Source organism: Gordonia lacunae (assembly GCF_002149015.1).
In the GTDB taxonomy this organism is placed as follows: domain Bacteria; phylum Actinomycetota; class Actinomycetes; order Mycobacteriales; family Mycobacteriaceae; genus Gordonia; species Gordonia lacunae.
Map to the genome: position 1 here is coordinate 33,853 of NZ_NGFO01000031.1, position 22,109 is coordinate 55,961.

Here is a 22,109-nt window from a genome sequence, read left to right on the forward strand (position 1 = left end):
TCCGGTTTCGGGGCGTGATGTCATACGCGTTCGTGCGCTGACTCAGAAGTCCCCGTTGTGCTTCCGCAGTGACTGGATCGCTCCGACGAGACCGGTCATCTCGTCGTCGGACATGCCGACGTTGCCGAACACCTCACTGTTGAGGGTTTCGGTGGCCTCGCCGACCGTCTTCCGGCCGAGTTCGGTGATCTCGACGAGCGTGGTGCGTCCATCGGTGGGGTGGGGGACGCGGCGGACGAGTCCGCCCTCCTCGAGGCGTCGGATCGCGTGGGTCACGCTGGTGACATGGACCTGGAGCCGGTCGCTCGCCTTGGTGATCGGGAGGGAACCCTGCCGCGAGAACGCCAGCAGGCGGAGGAGTTCGAAGCGGGAGAAGCTGAGGTCGTACGGACGGAGTGCGGCCTCGACCCGCGCGAGCAGGATCTGGTGCGCGCGCATCACCGAGGTCACCGCCACCATGCCGTCGGCGACCTCGCCCCACCCCGCCTGGGTCCAGTTCTCCCGCGCCTCGGCGATGGGGTCGAAATCCATGCTGCGCCCTGCCATACCGATACCCTAGTGCGCCGCTGGTCCCACCGCGGTCAGGCGCGAGCAGTGCGCCATCCGTCGATGACGGCGGTCGCGGCGGCCACCGGGTCCGCGCCCTCGGGGTAGTTGCCGGACAGCAGGAGGGTCGCCATGCCGTGCACCTGCGCCCACAGCGAGGCGACGACGGTCTCGGGGTCCGCGGCGCGGAGCCGGCCGGAGCCGATCGCCTCCTGCACACCCGCGCGCAACGGGGTGATCGCACGCGTCGCGGCGGCGCGGGTCTCCTCGGTGCGTTCGACTACCACGAGTGCGTCGGAGAACATCAGCTCGTAGAGGCGGGGGTTCTCCAGCGCCCACCCGACGTACGCGACCCCGAGGCCTTCCAGCGTCGCCTCACCTGCTGCCGCCGCCGCAGCGGACCGCTGTGCATGCGCGAACGAGTCGAAGGCGCGGACCAGAATCGCCCGCGACAGTCCCTCTTTGTTGCCGAACAGGGAGTAGACCGCGGTCGTGGAGGTGTCGGCGGCGCGGGCCACTTCCCGCACCGACAACGCTCCGACGCCGTTCGCGGCCACCATGCGAACCGCTTCGTCGAGCAGTCGGGTACGCACGTCATCGGTGTGAGATCGAGGTCTTGCCACAGCCACCATCGTTTCATAACATCGTTCTGTAACGTCGTTACAAAACCGTGGAGGCCGCTATGCCATCTCGTCGAGCTGTCCGCATGACCAACGACGTCCCGCCCGTGGGCACGGCGGTGTTCCTGATCGGGATGCGGGTGACCCGGCCCTGGCGGGTGCGCGCGTGGTTGTCGGTGATGGCGGCGATGCCGCGAATGCTGATCCATCTCCGGCGTCGACCGGAGGCGGGCATGCTCGATGCCCGTCTCTATCTGGGCGGTTCCCTCATGGTGCTGTCGTACTGGCGCAGCGCCGACGATCTGCGACGATTCGCCTCTGACCCCACGGCTCCGCATCTGCCCGCCTGGCGGTGGTTCAACCGGGAACTCGCCGACACCGACTCGGTCGGGATCTGGCACGAGACCTACGTCATCGGCGAGCACGAATCCATCTCGAGCGGGATGGCCCCCCAGGGTCTCGCACGGGCGGTCGGGTGGCGCCCGGTCGGCCCGGGGACGACGACCGCTGCCGGTCGACTCGCTCGGAGCCGGCCGACTGCGGACTGTGTCGTGTCAGTGAATGACACTGCCCATTCGGACGAGTCACATGACTGATTCGATCAATTGTGATCAGGGTAGTCGCCACCGACGCGACGTTTAGCACAGATAAATTCTTCGTTAGCAACGACACCTAACTTTCCAGAAGTCCATTCTGGGCGATTCGTCGGCAAGGTGCGTGATGACGCGATCGGGGTTGAGTATCAAAAGTCAACCGACGCTTGTTGTTTGACAATCGCGGAGCGTCCACTGAATCCGCATTCGGTTTTCCTGAGACCTCATCTGAAAATCAGAGACATCGGCGAAAATCCACCCTTTTCCGAAAACTCATCCGTTGAGACCAACCGCGCTTTCGTGACGCTTTCGAGACGATTTCTCCGGTGTCATTACCGTGCCTTTACCGGCAATTTGCCTTTGCTGAAAATTGATGTCGGCGAATGTTAATCGGGAGTATGGTCCGATTTGTCGACGGGGCGACAGCTCTCCAGGGGGGCTTACTTGGCTTGATCTTGCGCGGGTTGTGAAATCTCCGTCCCGTGGTCTGCGGGGTCCGCCCGGGTCGTCCCGAATCCCGGACGAGTGCGATCGATACGAACGCATGGAGGCCACGTGACCATCTCCGACAAGGACCTCGTGAACCCGTCCGCGAGCACATCGACCCGGCCATCGGCCGCCGCCCCGACGAGACCGGGGTCCGGCATCGACTCGTTGCCGCTGTCCGCCGCACAGCGGGGGATCTGGTTCGCCCAGCACCTCGCGGGCGATCTGCCGATCTCGGTGGCGCAATACGTCGACATCGACGGCGAGCTGGACACCGAGTTGCTGGCCACGGTCTGCCGGACCACCGGGCGGGAGTTCGGATCGGGACACCTGCGGCTGATCGTCGTCGACGGCGAACCGCGCCAGTACGTCGCCGCACAGGGCGCCCCGGTGCGTACCGTGGATCTCCGGGACGAGCCCGATCCGATCGCCGCCGCTCATCGAATGATGGTGCGCGACTACACCACACCGCTCGATCTGCTCGCCGATCATCTGATGACGAGCATCGTCTACCGGGTCGGGGACGAGCACTACATCTGGTACCTCCGCGCCCACCACATCGCGCTCGACGGATTCGCCGCCGTGACGATGGTCCGGCGCATCACCGAGTTGTACAACGCCGCCGTTCGCGGCGATCCGGCTCCGCCGTCGAAGGCGAGCGACATCGCCGACATCATCGCCCAGGATGCGTCGTACCCGGGGTCGACCCGTCACGACAACGACCGGAAGTACTGGAGCGAGCACCTCGAGGGCGCTCCGCCGGTCGTCACGCTCGCCGGCCGCCACGGCAAGCCGACCCTGCACCCGATCCTGGTGAGCGCGCCGATCCCCGAGGGCACCGCGCAACTCCTCGACGTCGCCGCACACGAGGGCGGCGGCGTCACCCCGGTGATCGTCGCGGCTTTCGCCGCGTACCTCGCGCGGATGACCGGAAGCGCCGAGGTGCTCCTCAGCCTGCCGGTGTCCGGCCGGCACTCGGCCGTCCTGCGCAGGTCGGGCGGCATGGTGGCGAATGTGGTGCCGCTGCGCGTCCCGGTTGCGGGGCGCACCCTCGGCGACGTGGTGACCTCCGTGCAGGGGGAGCTGCTGAGCGCCCTGCGCCGGCAGCGGTACCGCCAGGAGGACATCTTCGCCGACATGGGGATGGCCCGCGACGAGTCGGCCTCCTTCGGGCCTGCCGTGAACCTCATGATGGTCGACAGCGAGGTCGTCCTGGGTGGGGTCACCGGGCGTCTGCACGTCCTGACCTCCGGCCCGACGTCCGATCTGTTCGTCAACATCTACCCGGGCGCGGGAAAGAGCAGCACGCACATCGACCTGCAGGGCAATCCGAACATCTACACGCCCGACGAGCTCACCGCGCACCACCGTCGGTTCCTGATGTTCCTGCACGAATTCCTCGGTGGGGCGCCCGACGACCACGTGGGACGGCTCCCGCTGCTCGACGAGCAGGAACGCTCGGCCTTGCTACCCGTCCGGGGTGCCGACCCCGCAGAGCCACGACTGCTGGCCGATGTCCTCGCCGACACCGTTGCGCGCCAACCGGATTCGGTCGCGGTCCGGGCCTCCGGTCAGGAGATGACCTACCGCGAACTCGACGCCGCGTCGTCGCGACTCGCGCGACGGCTGCGGACGGCCGGTTGCGTGCCCGAGACCTCGGTCGCCGTCCTGCTGCGACGGTCCCTGGGCACCGTCGTCGCCGTCTGGGCGGTCGCGAAGACCGGGGCCGCGATCGTCCAGGTGGATCCCGAGTACCCGCGCAAGCGCATCGAGCACATCTTCGCCGACAGCAGTGCCCGGGCCGCGATCACCGTCGACGAGTTCGCCGATCGCGTGCCACCGGCGGCGCTCCGGATCGACCTCGGTGACCTCTCGACGGACGCCGACCCGGGCGACCACGACACAGCCGGCGACGGCCCGGTGCGCTCGACGTGTGCCCGACTCCAGAACGTCGCGTACATGACCTACACGTCCGGCTCGACCGGCGTGCCGAAGGGCGTTCAGGTCACCCACTCCGGTCTCGCGAGTCTCATCGCCGACCGGACCCACACGTACGGTCTCGGGCCGAACTCGCGGGTGTCCTATGCGCTGTCCCCGAGTTTCGACGCGTCGCTGGAACAACTCCTGACCTGCTTCGCGACCGGCGCTGCCCTGGTCGTCGTGCCGCCGGAGATCATCGGCGGGGAGCGGCTCACACGGCTGCTGGCCGACGAGCAGGTGACCCACCTGACCCTGACCCCCGCGATGCTGGCGACCGTGGAGCCGGAGCTGCTGGCCATGCTCCAGACGGTCGTCGTCGGGGGCGACCGGTGCGCGCCGCATGTCGTCGAACGGTGGACGCGAACGGCGACGATGATCAACGAGTACGGACCGACCGAGTCGACGATCACCGCCGCGAGTTCGGTGGTCGAGCCCGTCGGCGAGGTCACCGTGGGTGGCCCCATCCGCGGGACCTCGGTGATGGTCCTCGACCACGCGCTCCAACCGGTGCCGATGGGGACGGCGGGCGAGCTGTACCTCGCCGGCCCCGGCCTGGCACGCGGATATGCCCACCTTCCGGGTCAGACCGCGACTCGTTTCGTGGCCCATCCGCACGGCGTCCCGGGTGAACGGATGTATCGGACCGGCGATCTCGCGCGCTGGGTCGGCGCGCCGGCGTCGCCGTCGCTGGAGCTGTTGGGTCGCACCGACTTCCAGCTGAAGATCCGCGGTTACCGGATCGAACCAGGCGAGATCGATGCCGCCCTCACCGGTCACTCCCAGGTGGAACAGTCCGTCACCGTGCCGGCGCGCAACGGGGCAGGTACGACCGTTCTGGCGTCGTACGTGGTGCCGGCGGCGGGACGGACGCCCGAACCGGCGGAGCTGGAGCGGTTCGCACGGGAATGTCTGCCACCGCACCTGGTCCCGGCCGTGATCACGACACTCGACGCCCTGCCGCTGAACCCGTTCGGCAAGGTCGACCGGCGTGCCCTGCCCGCACCGGTGTTCGCTGCCGCGCGGTCTGGCCGGCCGCCGTCGACACCCAGGGAATATCAGCTGGCGCAGCTCTTCTCGGATGTCCTGGGGGTGGCGGAGGTCGGTGCCGACGACAGTTTCTTCGTTCTCGGCGGTGACAGCATCCTCTCCATCCAGCTCGTGGCGCGGGCCAAGACGAGCGGCCTGGCGTTCACGACCCAGGACGTGTTCGAGCACAAGACCGTTGCGGCACTTGCCGCAATGGCGTCCGACGTCGCCGACGACGCGGGGTTGCGTGAGCTGCCCGGCGGTGCCATCGGGTCCCTACCGCTGTCGCCGATCATGCACGCGATGCTCGAACGTGGTCCCATCGACCGGTTCGGGCAGGCGGCGCTGGTCGAACTCCCGGACGCCGTCGAGCGCGACGAGCTGGTGCGCACGCTGAGCGCTGTCCTGGATCGGCACGACATCCTCCGCGCCGCACTCGTCGACGATCTGGCGGACCAACCGCACGTGGTCGTCCGGCCACCCGGCACGGTCGACGCCGACGGGGTGCTGGAGCACTCGTGGCTCGACCAGCGGGATGCGGTGGAGATCGACCGGCACCTCCAGGCCGCGGCCGACCGTCTCGACCCGCGCGCCGGCGTACTGGTGCGGTTCGTCTGGATGCAGGACCGCGAGCGCACCGCGCCGGACCTCATGTGGCTGGTCATCCACCACCTGGCCGTCGACGGGGTCTCCTGGCGCATCCTCCTGGCCGACCTGGTCGCGGCCTGGCATCAGGTCCGGGAGGGGAGCGTGCCGAACCTCGGCCTGCCGACGACCTCGGTGCGGCGCTGGGTCCACGGTCTGGCGGAGCAGGCTCCGGCGCGAACCGCGGCCGAACTCGACCGATGGACGGAGGTCGTCGCGCCGGAGGACCGGCTCCTCGGCCGCCGCGCGCTCGACCCGGATCGCGACATCGTCGCCACCGCAGGCCGCGTCCGGGTGCGGATTCCGGCGGATGTGACCGAGCCGGTTCTCACCACCATCCCCGCGCGCTTCCACGGTGGTGCCAACGATCCGCTGCTCGCGGCCCTGGCCCTCGCGCTCGCGCAGTGGCGACGCCGGCACGGCCAGACCGACGGCAGCGAACTGATCGCCCTCGAAGGTCACGGTCGCGAGGAGGCCGCGGTACCCGGTGCGGACCTCACCTCGACGGTGGGCTGGTTCACCTCACGGTTCCCGGTCCGGCTCGAGCTGCACGGCGTCGACCTTGAGGATGCGTTCACCGGTGGTGAGTCGGCGGGGCTGGCGATCAAGCAGGTCAAGGAACAACTCCGGGCCGCGCCCGATCACGGGATCGGCTATGGCCTGGTCCGGTACCTCGATCCGACCGGTCGCGAGGTGCTGGGGAACCGGCCCGAACCCCAGATCAGCCTCAACTATCTGGGCCGGATGGGGACCGGCGAGCACACCGGTCCGTGGATGCCGGCGCGCGGATTCGACGCGCTGGCCGGGACCGGTGACCCGTGGATGGCGTTGCCCGCCCTCGTCGACATCAACGCGATCGCCGAACCGGGCCCGGCCGGCGTCGAACTCGACGTCGGCTGGGAGTACGCCTCGCTCGTGCTCGACCGGGTCGACGTCGAAGAACTGGCCGCGTTGTGGGTGCAGGCGCTCAAGGGTCTCGCCCAGCACGTCCGGTCCGGGACGGCCGGCGGTCACACACCATCGGACTTCCCGCTGGTCTCGGTCAGTCAAGGCGATATCGATCGCTGGGCGGTGGCCCATCCGTCGATGGTCGACGTCTGGCCGCTCACCGCGCTGCAGTCCGGCCTGTTGTTCCACGCGATCTACGACGACACCGCCGACGGTTACACGGTGCAGGCCGAACTGCGACTGGGCGGGAGCCTGCGACCCGAACGGATGCGCCGGGCGGCGCAGGGATTGCTCGACCGGCACGACAGTCTGCGCGTCGCGTTCGTCGAGACCGGCGCCGGGCCGCGACAGATCGTCCTCGACGACGTGTCCGTCGACTGGTCGGAGTCCGACCTCACCGGCATTGCCGACGCCGACGACCGAGACCGTGCAGTGCGTCGACTGATCGCCGAGGCGGCCGGGCCCTTCGACCTGGCGCATCCGCCGCTGGTGCGTTTCCGGCTCGTCCGGGTGGCACGCGGCGACATCGTCGGCACGTCGGACACCGCCGACATCGTCGGCACGTCGGACACCGCCGACATCGTCGGCACTTCGGACACCGACGAGTACCTGTTGTCGATCACCAATCACCACATCGTGCTCGACGGCTGGTCGATGCCGGTGCTCATCTCGGAGCTGCTGCGCCTGTACCTCACCGACGACGCAAGGGTCGGCGACACCGGGCTTCCGGGACCTCGGACGTTCCGGGACTACCTGCAGTGGCTGCACGCCCGAGACCACGACGCGACCGCCCGCGCGTGGCAGGAGACACTCGCCGGCATCGAGAGTCCCACGCGACTCACCGGCGTACCGGAGCGGGGCGCCACGGGCGAGATCGGCGAGAGCGGCCTCGAACTCGACAGCGCGACGACGGAGGCTATCGCCGGACTCGGCCGCGCGCACGGGGTCACCGCCAACACCTCGATCCAGGTGGCGTGGGCGCTGCTGCTGTCCATCATGACCGGCCGGTCCGACGTCGTGTTCGGCAACACGGTGTCCGATCGTCCCGCCGCCATCCCGGGCATCGAGCAGATGATCGGACTGTTCATCAACACCCTCCCGGTACGAATCCGGCTCGATCCGGACGAGCGCGTCGTCGATCTGCTGACGCGGGCACAGTCCGAGCAGGCGGCGATGCTCGACCACCGCGACATCGGACTCGCCGAACTCCAGCGGGTGACCGGGGTGGCCGACATGTTCGACACCGCCACGGTGCTGGAGTCCTACCCCGTCGACCCGGACGAGATCAACCGCATGCTCGCCGACGCGGGCTTGCGATGGAACGGTCTCACCGCGCACGACGCCACCCCGTACCCGGTGAGTCTCCAGGTGACGCCGCCCCGGCCCGGCGGCACCGAGCACTCGGGTGACGCTCGGCCCGGAACCTACGAACTTCTGCTGAAGTACGCCGTGGATCGCCTCGACCGGGAGTCCGCGGACGTGCTGCTCGAGCGGTTCGTGCTGCTGCTGCGCCAGATCGCCGCCGAACCGGGCCGCAAGGTCGCCGCACTCGCCTCGTGCTGGGACACCGAACGCGCCGCGCTGTGCCCGGTCGAGGGGCCACCCCCGGTGTCGGCCCGCGTGCTCCGGGACATCCTCGCCGACACCGCACGTCGGCACCCCGAGGCGCCCGCGGTGCGTGCCGACGGCACGACCATGACCTACCGCGAACTCCGCAGTCGCAGCGACCGGCTCGCCGCCGAACTCGCCGCCCGCGGTGCCGGCCCGGAGACCTCGGTGGCGCTGGCGATCCCACGGTCGGCCGCGCTCATCGTGGCGATCTGGGCGGTCGCGCGGACGGGGGCGGCCTTTGTCGCCGTCGACCCGGGGAACCCCGCCTACCGCATCGCCGAACTGCTCGCCGATGCGCGGTCCACCATCGGGGTGACCGTCGACGCCGTCGTGCCGAACCTCCCGGACACGGTCGAGTGGCTGACCCTCGTCGGCCCGGGCTCGCTCCCGCTGGGTGACGACACCGCGGTGCCGGACCGGCCGGTCGCCCCCGTCGCACTCCGGCCGGACAATGCGGCCTACCTCATCTTCACCTCCGGCTCCACCGGTCGGCCCAAGGCCGTCCACATCACCCACCGCGGTCTGGCCGATCGGGTCGTCGAGTACGCGGAATCCTTCGCAGTGCACCCGGATTCGACGATCCTGCAGGTCGCCTCGCCGGGCTTCGACGCCTGTGTCTCGGAAGTGCTGGTCGCCCACAGCGCAGGCGCGTGCCTCGTCGTCGCGCCGCCCGAGGTCTACGGCGGGTCCGATCTCGAGGACCTCCTGCGGACCGAGCGGGTGTCCCACGCGATCATCACGCCGACGGTGCTCAACACGATGGACCCGGCCCGTCTGCCGGCTCTGCGAATCGTCGCGGTGGTCGGCGAGGCGACGGGCGCGGACATCGTGAACCGGTGGTCGCCGGGGCGCCGGCTGATGAACCACTACGGCCCCACCGAGAGCACGATCTGGGCGACCGGCGCCGATGACCTCCGGCCCGGGGAGCCGGTGACGATCGGCGAGCCGATCCGAGGTGTGTCGGCGTTCGTCCTCGACACCTGGTTGCGCCCGGTGCCCGTCGGAGTGGTCGGCGAACTCTACCTCGGTGGCCCCGGACTCGCGCGCGGCTACTTCGATCGCCCGGGCGTCAGCGCGACGCGGTTCGTCGCCGACCCGCTGCGCGCGCCCGGGGAACGCCTGTACCGCACCGGCGATGCCGTGCGGTGGGTACGAGCGGACGGTGTTCTGCGACTGGAGTACCTGGGTCGCAACGATCAGCAGGTCAAGATCCACGGCCTGCGGATCGAGACCGGGGACATCGATGCCCACCTCGTGCGCAACGCCGGTGTCGCCCAGGCTTCCACGGTGCTGCAGCGCGGGCACGCGGGCCATCCGGTCATCGTGTCCTACGTCGTGGGGACGCCCGACGGGGCGCCGGACGTGCATGCGCTGCACGACGAACTCGCCAACACGTTGCCGCACTACATGGTTCCGGCGGCGATCGTCGAACTGGAGTCGATGCCCGTCACCCGATCCGGAAAGGTCGACACGAAGGCGCTGCGGCAGTGTGACTTCCGTGCCGAGAGCGGGGGTGGGCGAGCGCCGGAGACGCCGGCGGAGCGGATCATCGCCACCCTGTTCGCCGAGGTGCTGCAGCTCGACGACGTCACCGCCGACGACAACTTCTTCACACTCGGCGGCGACAGCATCGTCTCGATGCAGCTGGTCGCGGCGGCGAAGGCAGCGGGCCTGTCCATCACGCCGCGAGCGGTCTTCGAGGCGAAGACCGTCGCCGCCCTGGCCGCCGTCGCGACCGGAACCGGTCACACCGGCGCCGGGCGGGGAGCGAGCGGGCCGAACACCGACGTCCAGTCGGTGGTGGGGAGCGGTGAAGTCGCTGTCACACCAACGGATTCGCACCTCGATGAGCTGCCGGACGCCGACCTCGAGGGTCTGCGACACCGCTTCCCGGCGCTCACGGATGTGTGGCCGCTGTCGCCGACGCAGTCGGGCATCCACTTCCACTCGACGCTCGACCCGGACTCCGTGGACGACTACACCGTGCAATCGACGATCGCCCTGTCCGGTCCGGTCGACGGCGAGCTGCTGCATCGCGCCGCGCAGGCCGTCGTCGACCGGCACGACATCCTGCGGACCGCCTTCGTCCAGACGTCGCGGGGCCCTCGGCAGATCGTCGTCGGCGACGTCGAGGTACGTTTCCGGACCGTCGATCTCACCACCGCCGAGGACCGCGGGTCGGCACGTCGGATCGCCGCCGACGACGCCGCAGCGGGTTTCGACCTCGCCGAGCCGTCGCTCATCCGATTCACCCTCGTCCGGCTCGACACCGACCGCTTCGCACTCCACGTCACCAACCACCATGTGATCCTCGACGGTTGGTCGATGCCCCTGCTGTTCGGCGAACTCCTGCAGTACTACGGGGATCCGGCCCAGATCGGCGCGGCGGGCCCGGCGGCGTCGTACCGGAACTACCTCGCATGGCTCGCGGCCCAGGATCACGACGCCTCGACGGCCGCGTGGGCGCAGGCCTACGCCGACGTCGACGGACCCACCCGGGTGACCCGGCGCGGTCCCGCGATGAGCGGGGTCCCGGCCGGTGAGGTCGCCGCCGAACTCCCCGAGCAGGAGTACGCGCGCCTGCGGTCGGCGGCCGCGGACTCCGCCGTGACGGTCGGCACCGCGCTGTCGGCCGCGTGGGCCCTCGTCCTGCGAACCCTCACCGGCGAGACCGACGTGGTGCTGGGCTCCGCCGTGGCCGGGCGACCCCCGGAGCTGCCCGGCGTCGAACGCGCGTTGGGGATGTTCCTCGACACCGTGCCGATCCGCGTCCGTCTCGAACCGTCGATGTCGTTGCGTGACCTGCTGGTTCACGTGCAGGACGCGAACGCACTGGTCCTCGACCATCACTATGTCGGACTTCCGGCCATCCATCGCGCGGTGGGCAGGTTGGACCTGTTCGACACGGCGCTGGCCTTCCAGTCGTTCCCACTGCGCGAGGACGCGCTGCAACAGCTGGTCACCTCGGCCGGTTTGCACGTCGACGGCATCACCGGACTCGACGCCACGCCATACCCGTTGAGTGTCGTCGTGGCGCCGAAGACCGACGGCGAGGGAGAGCCTGGGCTCGGCATCACGGTACGGTTCCATCGCGACGAGTTCGACGAGACCCGTGCGCGTGAGATCGCCGACCACTTCGTGGAGTGCCTGGCCCGGATCGCCGACGGGCCCGGTGCCCGGCTCGGCGACCTCCGCCATGCGGGGACGGTGGGTGCCGGTCGGGCCGGCGAGATGGCGCCACCGGCAACCCTGCTCGACATCCTCACCGCCTCGGCCGGACACGATCCCGATGCGATCGCGGTGACCTGCGGGCAGACGTCGATGTCGTACCGACAGCTCGACGCCGAGTCCGACCGGGTGGCGCGGCAGATCCTGCGGCGCACAGCGGGTCGGCTCGTGGCGTGCGCTCTGCCACGGTCCGTCGAGGCGACGATCGCGATCTGGGCGGCGGCCAAGGCGGGAGTGCCGTTCCTGCCGCTGGATCCGAACCTGCCCGCCGAACGCATCGAGTTCGTGCTGGCCGATTCCCGCGCCGGGCTGGGGATCACGGTCGGCGCATGCCGGACGGAATTGCCCGACAGCATCGACTGGATCGTCGTGGACGACACGCAGAGCGACGAACCGTACACGGACGCGAATGTCGCCGCCCCCGGCTCTCTGCGGAGCGAGCGTGCGAGCGTCAGCCCCGGCTACCCGATCACCGATACCGAACGGGGCGGCCCGATCCGGATCGCGGACACCGCCTACGTGATCTACACGTCGGGGTCCACCGGTACGCCCAAGGGTGTCGCGGTCTCGCATCGCGGACTGTCACAGGTCGTCGCGGCCCAGCGCGCGGTTCTCGGCGTCGACCACTCGTCGACCGTGCTCCAGGTGGCATCGCCCAGCTTCGACGCCTTCGTGTTCGAACTGCTGATGGCGCACGGGTCCGGGGGACGGCTGGCCGTGTCGCCGCCGGAGGTCTACGGCGGCCCCGACCTCGCGAATCTGATCCGGCGCGAGGACATCTCACATGCGGTGCTGACACCCTCGGCCCTGGCCACCGTGCCGGCCGACGGTCTCGACAGCCTGCGCGTACTGGCCACCGCGGGTGAGCCCGTGGGGCCCGAGCTGGTCTGGCGCTGGGCCGGCGCCCGGAACATGGTCAACCTCTACGGACCGACCGAATCCACCATCTGGGCCACCGCGAGCGCACCGTTGGGCGTGGCCGGGCCGATCACGATCGGAACCGCGGTGGGCCCCGTCGGCACGATGGTGCTCGACTCGTGGCTGCGCCCGGTCCCGCAGGGCGTCGTCGGCGAGTTGTACCTCGTCGGCCCCGGGCTGGCCGACGGGTACGTCGGCCGAGCCGCGACCACGGCCGCGCGGTTCGTGCCCTGTCCGGCGGATGTGCCCGGCACCCGGATGTACCGAACGGGGGATCTCGTCCGGACCTCCCGCTCCGGTGATCTGGAATATGTGGGACGCAACGACTTCCAGGTCAAGGTGCGGGGCACACGAGTCGAGGTGGGTGAGATCGACGTGCGCCTCGGGTCTCGCGTGGACGTCGCCTACGCCGTGACCGTCCCGCACGGGGGGAACGGGACGCCGCAGAGCCTGGTGTCCTACGTGACCGCCGCACCGGGGGTGTCGCTGTCCGGTGCGGAACTACGCGCGTCACTGGAGCAGACGCTGCCCGCGTACATGGTTCCCGCCGCGGTCGTCGTCCTGGACGAGATCCCGCTCACCCCGACCGGCAAGCTGGATCGGCGTCGGCTGCCCGAACCCGTGTTCGCCGCACGGGAATTCCGCGCACCGTCCGACCGCGCCGAGGTCGCGGTGGCCACTGTGTTCCAGGAGGTCCTCGGGATTCCGCGCGTGGGCGCCGACGACGACTTCTTCGAGCTGGGCGGCGACTCGCTGAGCGCATCGGTGGTGACGGCGCGGCTGGGTGCCGAACTCGGGGTGCGGATCCCGCTGCGGTCCGTGTTCCGGGCGCCCGGCGTCGCGGCCCTGGCGGAGCTGGTCGGATCGCTGGGCGACGACCGGCGCACACCTCTGACGGCAACCGTTCGCCCGGAACGACTTCCGTTGTCGCTGGCGCAGCAGCGGATGTGGTTCCTCAACCGGATGGAGCCGGAGTCGCCGGCGTACAACATCCCGGTGGTCCTCGAACTGACGGGACGACTGGACCTCCGCGCACTCGAACAGGCGCTCGGAGACGTGGTCGAGCGGCACGAGGTCCTGCGGACGATCTATCCCGAAACCGACGGTGAGCCGAGGCAACTCATCCTCGACGAGGTCGCGGTGGCCGTGGAATCGAGCCGGGCGCCGATGGCCGAGGTCGAGGACATCGTGGTCGGATTCGTACGCCGCGGCTTCGACGTGACCACATCGGTGCCGATCCGGGTGGCCGTGGTCGCCGTCGACCCGGACGGCGCGGCACATGACCATCGGGAGCCGGCCGACGGGCGGTTCCTGCTCGTACTCGTCGTCCATCACATCGCCGGTGACGGACAGTCCATGGCGCCGCTGGCGCATGATGTGATGACGTCGTACGCCGCCCGGCTCGCCGGCGCGGAACCGCCCTGGGAACCGCTCGCGATCCACTACGCCGACTACGCGCTCTGGCAACGGCAGATGCTCGGAAGTGAGGACGATCCGACCTCGCTGATGCGCACCCAGCTGGATTTCTGGCGCTCGACCATGGCCGGTGCCCCGGACGTCCTCGACCTGCCCACCGATCGGCCGCGACCGCCGGCGGCGACACTGGCGGGCGGGCAGGTGCCGGTGGCGATCGATGCTCACCGGCACGGGCAACTCCTGGCCCTGGCGCGCTCACACGGCGCGTCGCTGTTCATGGTCCTGCATGCCGCGCTCGCGACGGTCCTCGGCCGGCTGGGCGGGGGCGACGACGTCGTGATCGGCACACCCGTGGCCGGACGTGGCGAACCGGGTCTGGAACCGCTCGTCGGCATGTTCGTGAACACGCTCGCGCTCCGGACCGGCCTCGATGCGGCGGAGCCGTTCGCCGGGCTGCTCGACCGCGTGCGCGACGTCGACCTGGATGCCTTCGAGCACTCCGACGTCCCGTTCGAGCGCATCGTCTCCGAGCTCAATCCGCAGCGATCCACCGCGCACCATCCGCTCTTCCAGGTTGCTCTCGCGTTCCAGAATCTGTCCGGCGTCGACGTCGAACTACCGGACCTGCGCGTCTCGCGCGCGCAGGCCGACACCGGCATCTGCCAGTTCGACCTCCAGCTGGTGCTCGCCGAGTCGTACGCGGACAACGGAGCGGCGCAGGGGATCTCCGGAACGATGATGTTCGCCCGCGACCTCTTCGATCCCGGGACCGTGGCGGGATTCGTCCGTCGGTTGGAGCTCGTCCTCGACGCGATCGTCGCGGATGCGTCGACGCCCGTCGGTGACATCGACTGGCTCGGTGGCACCGAGCGCGCCGAACTGCTCTCGGTTGTCGGATCGGGTGCGGTGGCGGAACCGGCGCTGCTGCCGGAGATCTTCGCGGCCGCCGTCGAGGCGGATCCCGACGGCACGGCGGTGATCGCCGGCGACGTCGAACTGTCCTACGGTGAGCTCGATCGCCGTTCGAATCGGCTGGCCAGGCAACTGATTCGGAGCGGGGCGGCACCGGAGCGGCCGGTGGTCGTGGCGGTCGAGCGGTCGGTCGAGTCGCTGGTGGCGTGGTGGGCCGTCGTGAAGACGGGTGCCCCGTACGTGCCGGTGGATCCGCACTACCCGGCCGCGCGCATCGACCAGATGGTGTCCGATTCGGCAGCGCCGCTGGGGGTCACGACGCGCGACTCGCGACCAGCGCTGTCCGGCGCGCTCGACTGGGTGGTGCTCGACGACCCCGCGACCGCCGCCGAGATCGGGGAACTGCCCTCCGCACCGATCGACCGGTCCGACCGGGTGTGCCCGATCCGACCGGCGAACATCGCGTGGGTGGTGTTCACGTCGGGCTCGACCGGCGTGCCGAAGGGGGTCGCCGTCTCGCACGCGGGTGTCGCGGACTATCTCGCCACGCTGCACGTCGACCGAGCGGCCGGATCCTCCCCGCGGGTCCTGCATTTCGCGTCCCCGTCGTTCGATGCCTCGCTGCTGGAGATCCTGCTCGCCGTGAGTGCAGCGGCCGCGCTGGTGGTCGCGCCCACCGGGATGCGTGGCGGTCGCGAACTGGCGGATTTCCTCCGCCACCATCGCGTCTCGCACGCATTCGTCACGCCGGCCGCGCTGGCATCGGTGGAGCCGGACGGGCTCGACGATCTGCGGGTGGTGTTCTCGGGCGGTGACGAGGTGCCCACCGATCTGGTGAGCCGGTGGGTGGGCGCCGATGCGGCCGGCGCCCGGCAGTTCCGCGTGCTGTACGGCCCGACCGAGACCACCATCGTGGCCACCGCCACGGCTCCGCTGCAGGTGGGCGAGCGCTCGACGATCGGCTCGGCACTCGCCGGGATGCAGACGCTCGTGCTCGACCCGCGTCTGCAACCCGTGCCGGACGGCGTCGCCGGGGAACTGTACCTGTCCGGGCCCGCGCTGGCGCGCGGTTACCTGAACCGTCCCGGGGTGTCGGCGGCGCGGTTCGTCGCCCACCCCTTCGGACGCAGTGGAGAACGCGCGTACCGGACGGGTGACATCGTCCGCCGGAACCCCGCGGGGATGCTGGAGTTTCTGGGACGCAACGATTTCCAGGTCAAGGTCCATGGTTTCCGGGTCGAGCTCGGGGAGATCGACGCGGCCTTGACCGGACTGGCCGCGGTGGCCTTCGCCGTCACCGTTCCCCGCCACGACGCCGGTATCGGGATGCGTCTGGTGTCGTATGTGGTGCCGGCGCCCGGCGTCGCACTCACCGGCGAGAAGCTGCGTGCCGGACTCGGCGAGGTCCTGCCGTCGTACATGGTCCCGGCCGCGGTCGTGGTCCTCGACGAGATCCCGTTGACGCCGAGCGGCAAGCTCGACCGGCGTGCCCTCCCCGCGCCCATCGTCACCACCCGGACGTTCCGCGCACCCGCCACGCCGGTCGAGGAGATCGTCGCGGGGGTGTTCGCCGACGTCCTGTCCGTCGACGCCGCGGTCGGTGCCGACGACGACTTCTTCGACCTGGGCGGGAACAGTCTCGCCGCGACCCGCGTCGTGGCGAGAATCGGTGCGGCGCTGGACACGACGATCCCGGTCTCGCTGATCTTCGAGGCGTCCACGGTGACGCGGCTGGCAGCGCGCGCGGAATCCCACGCCGACACCGGCCGGGTTGGCCTCGTGGCGCACGCCCGTCCGGAACGGGTTCCGCTGTCCTATGCCCAGCAACGCATGTGGTTCCTCAATCGGATCGAACCCGATTCGTCGGCGTACAGCATCCCCATCGTGGTGCGGCTGTCCGGAGATCTCGACGTGGACGCGCTCCACCGGGCGATCGGCGACGTCGTCGATCGGCACGAGATCCTGCGCACCGTCTACCCCTTCGTCGAGGGCGAGCCGGCGCAGGTGATCCTGCCGGCCGAGGCCGACATCGTGCCGATGGAGGTCGCCCAGGTCGCCGAATCCGAACTGGACCCGGCGATCGCGGATCTCATCGGGACACCGTTCGACCTGACCGCCCAGGCGTCGACGCGCATCGTGCTCTTCGACCTGGGCGGCGACGAATGGGTGTTCGCCGTCGTCCTGCACCACATCGGTGGTGACGGCTCGTCGTTGACGCCCCTCGCCCGAGACATCATGACGGCCTACGTCGCGCGTCTTCAGGGGGACGCGCCCGGATGGGCGCCGCTCCCGGTGCAGTATGCCGACTACGCGATCTGGCAGCGGGCGGTTCTGGGGTCGGAGGCGGACCCGGATTCGTTGCTGCGGGCGCAGATCGACTACTGGGTCGAGCAGTTGGCCGACACGCCCCCGCTGCTCGAACTACCCACCGACCGGCCCCGCCCGGCGACCCAGTCCTACGCCGGGGATTCGGTCGGCCTGATCGTCGACGCCGATCTGCACGCGGGGTTGCAACGGGTCGCCCGCGCGCACAACACGACCCTGTTCATGGTCTTCCACGCCGCGCTGGCCGCCCTGCTCGCCCGCCTCGCCGCGACCGACGACGTCGCCATCGGCACCCCGTACGCCGGACGCGGGGAACGCGATCTCGATGACCTGATCGGGATGTTCGTCAACACCCTCGTCCTGCGTACGAGGGTGCGGAGCGGACTGTCGTTCGCGCAGTTGATCGACGACGTGCGCGACACCGACCTCGCGGCATTCGGTCACGCCGACGTCCCGTTCGAGCGGCTGGTCTCCGAACTCAATCCGGTTCGGTCCGACGCCCACAATCCGCTGTTCCAGGTGATGCTGGCGTTCCAGAACATCTCGACGACCGACATCGAACTGCCCGACCTGTCGGTGCGGGCCGTCGAGCCGGACACCGGGCTGGCCCTGTTCGACCTGCAGGTGACGGTGGCCGACGCCTACGCCGCGGACGGCACGCCGGCCGGCATCACCGGCGGGGTCACCTTCGCGTCCGATCTCTTCGATGCGTCGACCGTGGAACGGTTCGTCGAGCGGCTGGTGGGGATGCTCGAGGCGATGACGACCGATCCCGACCGCGCCGTCCACGACGTGGACATGCTCGACGACGCCGAACGACTTGCCGCACTCCAGGATACGAACGCGACGTCGCATCATGTGGACCCCGGCGAGACCCTTGCTTCGATGTTCGCCTCGGCTGCGGCCGTGCACGCCGAGGAGACCGCGGTGATCTCGGGGGCGGTCACGCAGAGCTACGCCGAGTTCGCCGGGCGGGTGAATCGACTGGCCCGGTGGATGATCGCACAGGGAGTGGGCCCGGATTCGCTGGTCGCACTCCGTATGCGGCGCTCGCTCGACCAGATCACGGCGATGTACGCGGTGCATGCCGCGGGCGGTGGCTACGTGCCGATCGACCCGGATCATCCGGCCGAACGGATCGACTACATGATCGAGTGTGCCCAGCCGGTGCTGGTGCTGTCCTCACTCGACTCCGTCGACCTGTCGGGCTTCGACGATGCCCCGTTGACGGACGACCTGCGGATCAGACCGCTGAACCCGGATGCCCTCGCCTACGTTCTGTTCACCTCCGGTTCCACGGGACGACCCAAAGGTGTTGCCGTGTCGCATCGTTCGGTGATCAATCAGGTGCACTGGATCAGCGCCGAGTACGGGTTGAACCGAGCGGACGTGGTGCTGCAGAAGACTCCCGCGACCTTCGACGTGTCGGTGTGGGAACTGTTCGCGACACTGGCGGTGGGTGCCCGTCTGGTCATCGCGCGACCGGACGGCCACACCGATCCGCGGTACCTGGCCGAGGTCATGTCCGCCCACCGGGTCACGATCACCTCGTTCGTGCCGTCGATGCTGGCGGTGTTCGCCGATGCCCTGCCCGCCGGTTCCGCGACCTCGCTGCGGACTCTGCTCGTGGCGGGCGAGGCGTTCGGGCCCGACGTGGTGGACGCCGCCCGCCGCGCGCTGCCGGGAGTGGAGATGTACAACCTCTACGGTCCGACGGAGTTCACCGTGCATGCGACGTCCGCCGCGGTGGGGACCGCCGGCGACGGGGCGGTGCCGATGGGCGTACCGGTGTGGAATGCGTGTGCCTACGTGCTGGATTCGCGGATGCGTCCGGTGCCGGCGGGGGTGACCGGCGACCTGTATCTGTCCGGGACGCAGGTGGCGCGGGGTTATCACGGGCGCCCGGGTCTCACCGCCGACCGTTTCGTGGCCGACCCGTTCGTCGACGGTGCCCGGATGTACCGCACCGGCGATCTGGTGCGCCGACGCCGAACCGGTGAGCTCGAATACCTGGGACGCAGCGACTTCCAGGTCAAGCTGCGCGGGCTCCGGATCGAACTCGGCGAGATCGAGGCGGTGTTCGCCGGGCATCCGGGCGTCGCCCGCGCCGCCGCCGCGGTCACCTCCACCGACGCGGTCGACTATCTCACCGTCTACCTGGTGCCGGCCGGGTCGGACCGCGGCGGGGCGGGATCGGTGGACACCGCCGAGGTCGTCGCCTTCGCGTCGGCGGCGCTACCGGGATACATGATGCCGACCGCGGTGATGGTGCTGGACTCGCTGCCGTTCACCGCCTCGGGGAAGCTGGACCGGGCGCGGTTGCCACAGCCGCCCCGCGGCGCCTCCGGGTTCCGCGCACCCTCGTCGTGGCTCGAGACCGAGATCGCGCGGACGTTCGAGCACGTGCTCGGCGTGCCCAGGGTCGGGGCCGACGACGACTTCTACGCCCTCGGGGGCAATTCGCTGAGGTCGGTCCAGGTGGTCAACGATCTCGAGACCGAGCTGCACGTCGAGATCCCGATCCGGTGGATGCTCTCCGATTCGAGCCCGGCCGACCTGGCCCGGCGGATCGAGGCCGGTATGCGCGACGGGTTCGATGCCGACCACGACGTCGCGAACGGGCCGGGTGGCCCGGGGTCACGCGGCGGGGGGTTCGACGTCCTGCTCCCGATCCGTCCGGAGGGTGAGCAGGCGCCGCTGTTCTGCATCCATCCCGCGTCCGGACTGTCCTGGTGCTACCAGACGCTGAGCCGGCAGATCCCGCGTGGCCGACCGGTCTACGGTGTGCAGGCGCCCCAGATCGGGGGTGAGGTGCCCGGTCCGACCACGATGTCCGAGATCGCCCGGAGGTACTTCGACGAGATCCGGTCGGTGCAGCCGGAGGGCCCGTATCACCTGCTGGGCTGGTCGCTGGGTGGGGTGATCGCACACGCGGTCGCGGCCGAGATGCGGGCGGCCGGGCACGAGGTCGCCCTGCTGGCGATGCTCGACGCGGAGGCGGACGGCGTCGACACCTCGGCGATCACCACGGTCACAGCCGGAGAGCTGATCAGCAATCTCGGGCCGGTGCTCGGCATCGACTTCGTGAGTTCGGATGCGACCGCCGAACGCGCCGCCGAACAGATCGCCGAGCGTCTCGGAGACGGGTTCGGCATCGACGCCGCGACGATCGAGCGGCTGACCGACGCCTACAACCTGCTCATCCGTGCGACCGGAGACTGGTGCCCGCCGATCGTCGAGACCGACCTGCTCTACTTCACCGCCGTGCGCGATCGGCGGCCGGATGCGGTGGGTGCCGACGGGTGGGGTCGATACGTCCGGGGGAGCATCACGAATGTCGACGTCGACACCCACCATCTGGGGATGACCGAGAACGAGGCGATCGTGCGGATCGCCGCGGTCCTCGACGACCACCTGACGTCCGAAAGTGCCTCGCAGCAGGTCCGTTCGGGGTTAGCGTTTGCTCACGATGATCGGTTCACCATCAAGAAATGAGGTCGTCCATGGACAAGATCGGCAAATCCGGCGCACACCGGTGCCCACGCCCGCGCGGTCGCCGCCCGGCCGGGGCCCTGCTCGGCTGCGCATTGGCCGCATCGCTGACCGTGACGGCCCCGGCCGTCGCCCAGGCGGCCGCGCCCGGTGTTGCCTTACCGGTCCCGGTGGTTCCCTCGTCATCGACGCCAGGCGGAGAGGTGCTGCCCGGCAACGCCTTCCGGATCGCGCGTGTCGACGCCGCGCTGGTGTCGGATGCCGGCCCGGTGGTGATCGGCCAGTGGCCGGAGGTGACCTCGGTCGTCCCGTCGTCGTCGCCGCGGCACCTACGGCCGCTCGGCCAGGTGAGGGTGCCGGTCGCGGCCGATGCCGGTGACCGGGTCCGGGTCGGCAACCTCGATCTGACCCGTCCGAGCGCGTTGTCGCCGGAGCTGGCGGCCCAGATCTCGGCAGGGGCCGGTGAGATCGTCCAGGGCATCTCGGATGTGTTGCGGAGCAACGGTGTTCCGGCCGCCCGCGCGGACCGGGTGGCCGAACAGATGGTCGGTGACGCGGCAGTGGGCGGCGTCATCGGCGCCGGGGTGGCCGCGCCACTCTCCCTCGCGGTCGGTGGCGTTGTGGGTGCCCCGTTGGGCCTGATACTCGCGTTGCCGTTGTGGCCCACCGGACTCGTCGTCGGGCCGTTGGTGGGGACGGCGGTGGTCGCCACCCTCGTCGCGCTGCCCGCGGTCGCGGCGGGTGTCGCGATCGGCGCCGCGCACGGTTACGACAAAGGCTGGAAGGTCCCGATCAACGGGCCCCGGCACCTGCGCACGGATACCACCGAGGTGTCGACCGAACGGGTCGTCGTCCCGCATCAGGCGAAGCACGCCGCACCCGCGCCGGTCGTTGTCCCCGAGGTCACCGCACCCGTCGTCCGGCAGGTGGCCCCGACTCCCGCGGTGAAGCGGGTCGAACCCATGCGGACCGTCGGGAGTGGTCCGGCGGACTGCTCGATCGTGCGCAAGGTGGAGGTGGCACTGCAGGGCGGTGCGCTCGGCACCTGCGAAGCAGGGTGACCGGCGGGACAACGACCGCGCCGACGTACTGCGTCGCACGATCTGCGGTTCCGCTCGATGGTGCGAGCGGGACGCGGATCGGGCTCGTCTCACTGTGGAGTCAAGAAGGCACAGGAGCGGTCCCGAGGTGGGTTGCTGAGCTCCGGCACGACAAGGGCCACGACCATCACTTCGATCCCGAGGGTTCTCCACAGGCCTGATATCCCGACATCGTCGACTGTGCAGGAGATTTCGTCGAGTGTGCGTCCATCGTTGACCGTGGTCAACGTCCGACCCCTCGTTGCCGATTCTGGCGCACGAGT

General features: G+C 69.9%; 5 protein-coding genes. 3 read left to right on the forward strand and 2 right to left on the reverse strand.

What is annotated here, in order from left to right; all coding sequences use genetic code 11:
- Positions 1-42 precede the first annotated feature (42 nt).
- Together CA982_RS21465 and CA982_RS21470 are read right to left on the reverse strand one after the other, a co-directional pair.
- Complete coding sequence (locus tag CA982_RS21465; RefSeq protein WP_086537213.1) at positions 43-546, reverse strand: MarR family winged helix-turn-helix transcriptional regulator; 504 nt, start codon at positions 544-546, stop codon at positions 43-45.
- Between the two features lie 35 nt (positions 547-581).
- Positions 582-1,178 (reverse strand): TetR/AcrR family transcriptional regulator, encoded by a 597-nt coding sequence (locus tag CA982_RS21470; RefSeq protein ID WP_086537214.1) that lies wholly within the window; start codon positions 1,176-1,178, stop codon positions 582-584.
- A gap of 50 nt (positions 1,179-1,228) precedes the next feature.
- On the opposite strand from CA982_RS21470, the gene CA982_RS21475 reads away from it, so the two are divergent.
- The 3 genes from CA982_RS21475 to CA982_RS21485 all read left to right on the forward strand — a co-directional run bounded on the left by CA982_RS21475 (position 1,229) and on the right by CA982_RS21485 (position 21,807).
- Positions 1,229-1,762, forward strand: coding sequence for a DUF4188 domain-containing protein (locus tag CA982_RS21475; protein WP_086537215.1), 534 nt, complete (start codon positions 1,229-1,231; stop codon positions 1,760-1,762).
- A 552-nt stretch (positions 1,763-2,314) separates the two neighbouring features.
- On the forward strand, positions 2,315-20,749 hold the full coding sequence (locus tag CA982_RS21480; RefSeq protein ID WP_086537216.1) for an amino acid adenylation domain-containing protein: 18,435 nt from the start codon (positions 2,315-2,317) through the stop codon (positions 20,747-20,749).
- Positions 20,746-21,807 carry a hypothetical protein gene (locus tag CA982_RS21485; RefSeq protein WP_244176421.1) on the forward strand — a complete coding sequence of 354 codons (1,062 nt, stop codon included), beginning with the start codon at positions 20,746-20,748 and terminating at the stop codon, positions 21,805-21,807. Before CA982_RS21480 ends, CA982_RS21485 begins: the two co-directional genes overlap by 4 nt.
- Positions 21,808-22,109 lie beyond the last annotated feature (302 nt).